Source organism: Frankia gtarii (assembly GCF_025403375.1).
Taxonomy (GTDB): Bacteria; Actinomycetota; Actinomycetes; order Frankiales; family Frankiaceae; genus Frankia; species Frankia gtarii.
Window position 1 is genome coordinate 1 of record NZ_JAMPTM010000386.1, and the last position, 4,985, is coordinate 4,985.

Annotated in this window: 5 protein-coding genes; 3 read left to right on the forward strand and 2 right to left on the reverse strand. The window is 72.3% G+C overall.

What is annotated here, in order from left to right:
* On the reverse strand, positions 1–977 hold a 977-nt coding region (locus NBZ83_RS30005), incomplete at its 3' end, for a DUF222 domain-containing protein (RefSeq protein WP_261576303.1).
* 427 nt (positions 978–1,404) lie between these two features.
* Here NBZ83_RS30005 and NBZ83_RS30010 point away from each other — a divergent pair.
* A complete protein-coding gene (locus NBZ83_RS30010; protein WP_261576304.1) occupies positions 1,405–1,764 on the forward strand; it encodes a MerR family transcriptional regulator in 360 nt (119 codons plus the stop codon).
* A gap of 9 nt (positions 1,765–1,773) precedes the next feature.
* Here the strand turns inward: NBZ83_RS30010 and NBZ83_RS30015 are convergent, their stop codons facing one another.
* Positions 1,774–2,745 (reverse strand): aldo/keto reductase, encoded by a 972-nt coding sequence (locus tag NBZ83_RS30015; protein ID WP_261576305.1) that lies wholly within the window; start codon positions 2,743–2,745, stop codon positions 1,774–1,776.
* Positions 2,746–2,995: 250 nt separating this feature from the next.
* Here NBZ83_RS30015 and NBZ83_RS30020 point away from each other — a divergent pair, with 250 nt between their 5' ends.
* Entirely contained in the window at positions 2,996–3,853 is an 858-nt protein-coding gene (locus NBZ83_RS30020; protein ID WP_261571023.1) for an SAM-dependent methyltransferase, read from the forward strand.
* Positions 3,854–4,046: 193 nt separating this feature from the next.
* Positions 4,047–4,985, forward strand: a 939-nt coding sequence (locus NBZ83_RS30025; RefSeq protein WP_261576306.1) for an NAD(P)-dependent oxidoreductase, incomplete at its 3' end; no start/stop codon positions are given.

Genomic DNA, 4,985 nt, shown 5'->3' on the forward strand with positions numbered 1-4,985 from the left:
TTCCAGTCGATGGTGACGGTCAGATGTGGGCGCACCCCGCCGTTTTCGGGAACGGCTGCGGCACCCAACGCGCGGGTGACCAGGTCGATGAGGGCGTCGGCGCGGCGGCGGGCGGGGCTGCGCCGGTCGGGAGTGCCGTCGGTGGCCGGATGGGGGGCGGCGAGGCTGTCCAGTGCGGTGCGCAGCAGTGCGGCGCCTTCGGCGTCGAGTTCGCCGCTGATCACAGTGGTACCGGTCGGGGTGTCGGTGAGGGTGAGCCGGCGGATGTCCGCCGGATCCGGGCTCGGCTTCTCCCCACCGCCCCCGCCGCTGCCACCATCAGGACCGCCACCACCGGTGCCACTGTCCGTCCTGCCGCTGCCGGTCTTGCTACTGCCGGTGCTGGGGTTGGTGTGTTCGCCGGTGTGGCTGTCGGTGTGGGGGTCGTCGCCGCCGGGAGAGGTGTCCACGGTGGTCAACGTTTCGCGCAGGCGGGCGGCGATTCTGACGAGGTGGATGGGGTCGAACTGGTCGGCGAAGCGCAGCAGTGCCTGTTCGGCGGCGGTGCGCTGGTCGGGGGTGACCCCGGCGGGCAGGGCGCGCATCGCGTCGCCGATGACCACCGCCTGCTCGACCGTGATCGTTCCGTCGGCCAGCGCCGCGCCGGTGGCGGTGCAGACGGTGGTGGTGTCGCGGGCGAGGGTGACCTGCCGGCGGGCGTCGCGGGTCGTCAGCCGCAGCCGGTCCCGCAGCCAGCCGGCGAGATCGGTGGCGCCCTGACGCACGGCGAACCCACGGTCCTGGGCCTCCACGAACAGCAGACCCCGCACGGCGGCGACCCGGCCGGCCAGCCGGCACACCCCCTCGACCAGCTCGTCCAACTCACCGTCGGACAACCGCCAGGCATCCGCGCATAGCAGCCCGTCGACCTGCCGGGAGATCGTCGCGAGGCGGGCCGGCGGGTCAGGGCCGTCCCCGAGGTCGTCGTCGAAAACCATGGGTCAACGGTAGAACAACACAGACCGAATGTCGAACACATGTTCGTACGCTGTGGGCGGAGACGACACGGGAACCAACCCGCCACGCGGTCGAACCGCCGGGCCGCAGCTACCCTCGTTACCTCGATCACTAAGGGACGTAGCCATAGGTGGACTATGCGTGAGGCGAGGTACTGACCCTCGGCCGGCCAGCACCAGCGTTTCCATCGTCATCGGACGGCATTCGTCGGGTGCCGGTCGAAGGGCGTGGAGGCATCGGGTTCCGTCGCCGGCCCGGTCGTCGGGGGCCTGGGGTGGTCCGGAGAAGGAGCTCGCTCTCGATGACGCGAGGAGCACAATCACCGTGGCGATCCGTCCGCCGACCCGGCCGTGCGGGCCGTGCTGCGTACATGGGTGAGCCGGTCAGTGCGCGATGTGAGGTGGATGGATGCAGATCGGTGAGCTGGCGCGTGCGGCCGGTACCACCCCGCGTGCGCTGCGGTACTACGAGGAGCAGGGCCTGCTGCAGTCGAGCCGCACCCGCGCGGGCTACCGCGTGTACGACGACGGCGCCGTCATCACCGTCGGCAACATCCGGCACCTGCTTGCCAGCGGGTTCACCGTGGACGACGTCCGGTCCCTGCTCCCGCTGCTCGCCCATCCGCTGCCGGAGCAGTTCCAGGCCGGGCCCGCCTGTTCCGACGCGCTTGCGGTGGCCGTCCGACGGCTGGGCACGCTGGAGGAACGCATCGCCGCCCTCACCGCGCTTCGTGACCGGCTGGCCCACCGGCTCGGCCCCACCCGCTGACCGGACTGGTCAGCGGTTGATCGTGGACATGTCGGCGTAGCGGTCGCCGGCCGGCGGCTCGATCGCGTCGAGCCGGGCGAGCTGGTCGGGGGTGAGGTCGAGCGCGTCCGCGCCCACGTTCTCCTCCAGCCGGCTGACCCGCTTCGTGCCCGGAATCGGGGCGAGATCGTCGCCCTTGGCGAGCAGCCAGGCCAGCGCCACCTGCGCCGGGGTCGCCCCGGCCTCGCCAGCGACGGCCTCCACCTCGGCGACGATGCGCAGGTTCTGCGCCAGCGCCTCCGCGGCGAAGCGGGGATTGCCGCCGCGGAAGTCGCCGGCCTCGAGCTGGTCCACCGAACGGATCTGGCCGGTCAGGAATCCGCGGCCGAGCGGGGAGTAGGGGACGAAACCGATGCCGAGTTCGCGCAGCAGCGGCAGGATCTCCGCCTCCGGCTCCCGCGACCACAGCGAGTACTCGGTCTGCAGGGCCGTGATCGGGTGGGTCGCATGGGCCCGCCGGATCGTCTCGACGCCAGCCTCGGACAGGCCGATGTGGCGGATCTTGCCCTCGGCGACCAGCTCGCCGAGCGCGCCGACGGTGTCCTCGATCGGCGTGTCCGGGTCCACCCGGTGCTGGTAGTAGAGGTCGACGTGCTCCACCCCGAGGCGGCGCAGCGACCCGTCGAGCGCGGCCCGCAGGCTCGCCGGCGAGCTGTCGAGACCGGGCCGGTCACCGTCGCGGTGCGAGATCAGCCCGAACTTGGTGGCCAGCACCACCTCGTCGCGTCGCCCGGCGATCGCCCGGCCGACGAGCTCCTCGTTGCGGTACGGGCCGTAGATCTCCGCGGTGTCCAGGAAGGTGACGCCGAGGTCCAGTGCCCGGTGGATCGTCCGGATCGACTCGGCGTCGTCCCCACCGGCGCCGGCGTAGTACGCCGACATCCCCATCGCGCCGAGACCGAGGCGGGAGACGTCGAGTCCGGCCAGTGACACATGCTGCATGCGCCGTGATCCAATCCGAGTGGGCGGGACGGGCCGGGTGCTGCGCCCGTCACCAAACTAGTCCGTCGGCTGCGGGAGTCCCGGGTGGCCGGCCCACCTGTCGGCCCTGCAGACGTGCCCATACCGCCGACGTACCGGCCTCGCGGAGCATGGCGAGGGTCACGAAGACGCCCGCGTCGGAGCGTGAGGGGACCCAACAGTTAGGGTCATTACGGAGGGAATCGCCGGAGATGTGAGGGGGCTGGCCGCGATGACGGATGCAGGCGAGCGGGACCTGGCGGGCGGGCGGTGGTGGCAGAGTCTCGTCGAGGAGCGCAATCCGGTGGATCTCAAGACCGACCAGCCGCATTCGGCTCGGATGTACGACTACTTCCTCGGCGGGAAGGACAACTTCCCGGCCGATCGGGAGGCGGCCGAGCAGTCACTCGTCGCGTTCCCGAACCTGCGGCTCGTCGCCCGGGAGAATCGGGCGTTCCTGGCCCGGACGGTCCGTTTCCTGGCCGGCGAGGTCGGGATCCGGCAGTTCCTCGACATCGGCACCGGCATCCCCACCTCGCCGAACCTGCACGAGATCGCCCAGGGCATCGCCCCCGACGCGCGCGTGGTGTATGCGGACAACGACCCGATCGTCCTCACCCACGCCCGCGCGCTGCTCACCGGCACCTCCCAGGGCGCCACGGCCTACCTCGACGTCGACGTCCGAGACGTCGAGGGCATTCTGAGCTCGGTGGAGCTGCGCGACACCCTCGACGTGACGAAGCCGATCGCGCTGTCGCTCATCGCGCTGTTCCACTTCGTCCCCGACTCGGACGACCCCTACGGCATTGTCCGCCGCCTCGTCGACGCGCTGCCCGTCGGCAGCTACCTCGCCCTCTCCCACATCACCGCCGACGAGGACCCGGGGTGGGAGCAGGTCGCCGAGACCTACCGCAGCCGCGGCATCCCCCTGCAGCCGCGCACCCGCGCGCAGGTCGCGCGCTTCTTCGACGGTCTGGAGCTGGTCGAGCCGGGGGTCCAGGTCGTCCACCGCTGGCGCCCCGACGGCACCGCCACCGAGCTGACCGACCTGGAGGTCAGCAACTACGGCGCGGTCGGCCGAAAGGTCTGACGGACAGATAGGCGGGCAGACGAGCGGGCGTGCGGGCGCGGCAGGCCCGCGCCCGCACGCCGTCCGACTCCCGCCACGCCCGCCGCGGGGTTCCCGCCCGCGTGGAGCACGGTCCCCGCTCGCCGGGCCAGATCCTGGCCAGGCCTCGATACTGGGCCTGTCCTGTTCCGGTCGAAGCGGGGAGGGTAACGCGATGTCCTCAACGTCCACCGCGGTCGGCCCGGCGTCCGCGGACGATCCGGAACCTGCGACCGTGACGGCGCCAATCGGCTTCCTCGGGCTTGGCACGATGGGCCAGCCGATGGCGGTGAACCTCGCCGCGTCGGGCCGGCCGCTGGTGGTGTGGAACCGCACGCCCGCCCGCACCAGGCCGCTGGCGACGGTCGGGGCCGGGACCACCGAGGACGCCGCCGAGGTGTTCGCGCGCTGCCGCACCGTGATCGTGATGCTCGCCGGTCCCGAGGCGATCGACGCGGTGCTCGACCGCGCCGGCCCGACCTTCCCGGCCCGGCTGCGGGACCGCACGCTCATCCAGATGGGGACGACGTCGCCCGCCTACTCGCGGGCCCTCGCCGCCGACGTCCGCGCCGTGGGCGGTCGCTTCGTCGAGGCGCCGGTGTCCGGCTCGCGCGGGCCCGCCGAGGCCGGCCGGCTCGTGGGCATGCTCGCCGGCGACCCGGCCGACGTCGCCGGCGTGCGAGCGCTACTCGCTCCGATGTGCCATGACCTGGTGGACTGCGGGGGAGTTCCGGGGGCGATGTCGACGAAGCTCGCCGTCAACCTGTTCCTGGTCACGCTGGTGACGGGCCTCGCGGAGGCGGTGCACTTCGCTCGGCGCAACGACGTCGACCTCGGCGTGCTCGGCCGGGTGCTGGCCGCGGGTCCGATGGCCAGCGACGTCTGCCGGGTGAAGCTGCCGAAGCTCGTCGAGCGTGACTTCACCGTGCAGGCGGGCGTCCCCGACGTGCTGGAGATCATCCAGTTGATCACGCAGGCGGCCCGGGCCGCCGGCATCGCCTCACCCCTGACGGACGTCTGCGAGGCGCTGTACCGCGAAACCGTGGCGCAGGGCCATGCCGCCGCCGACATGGTCGCCGTCCTCACGGCCCTCGAATCCCGCAGCGCCCCGGCC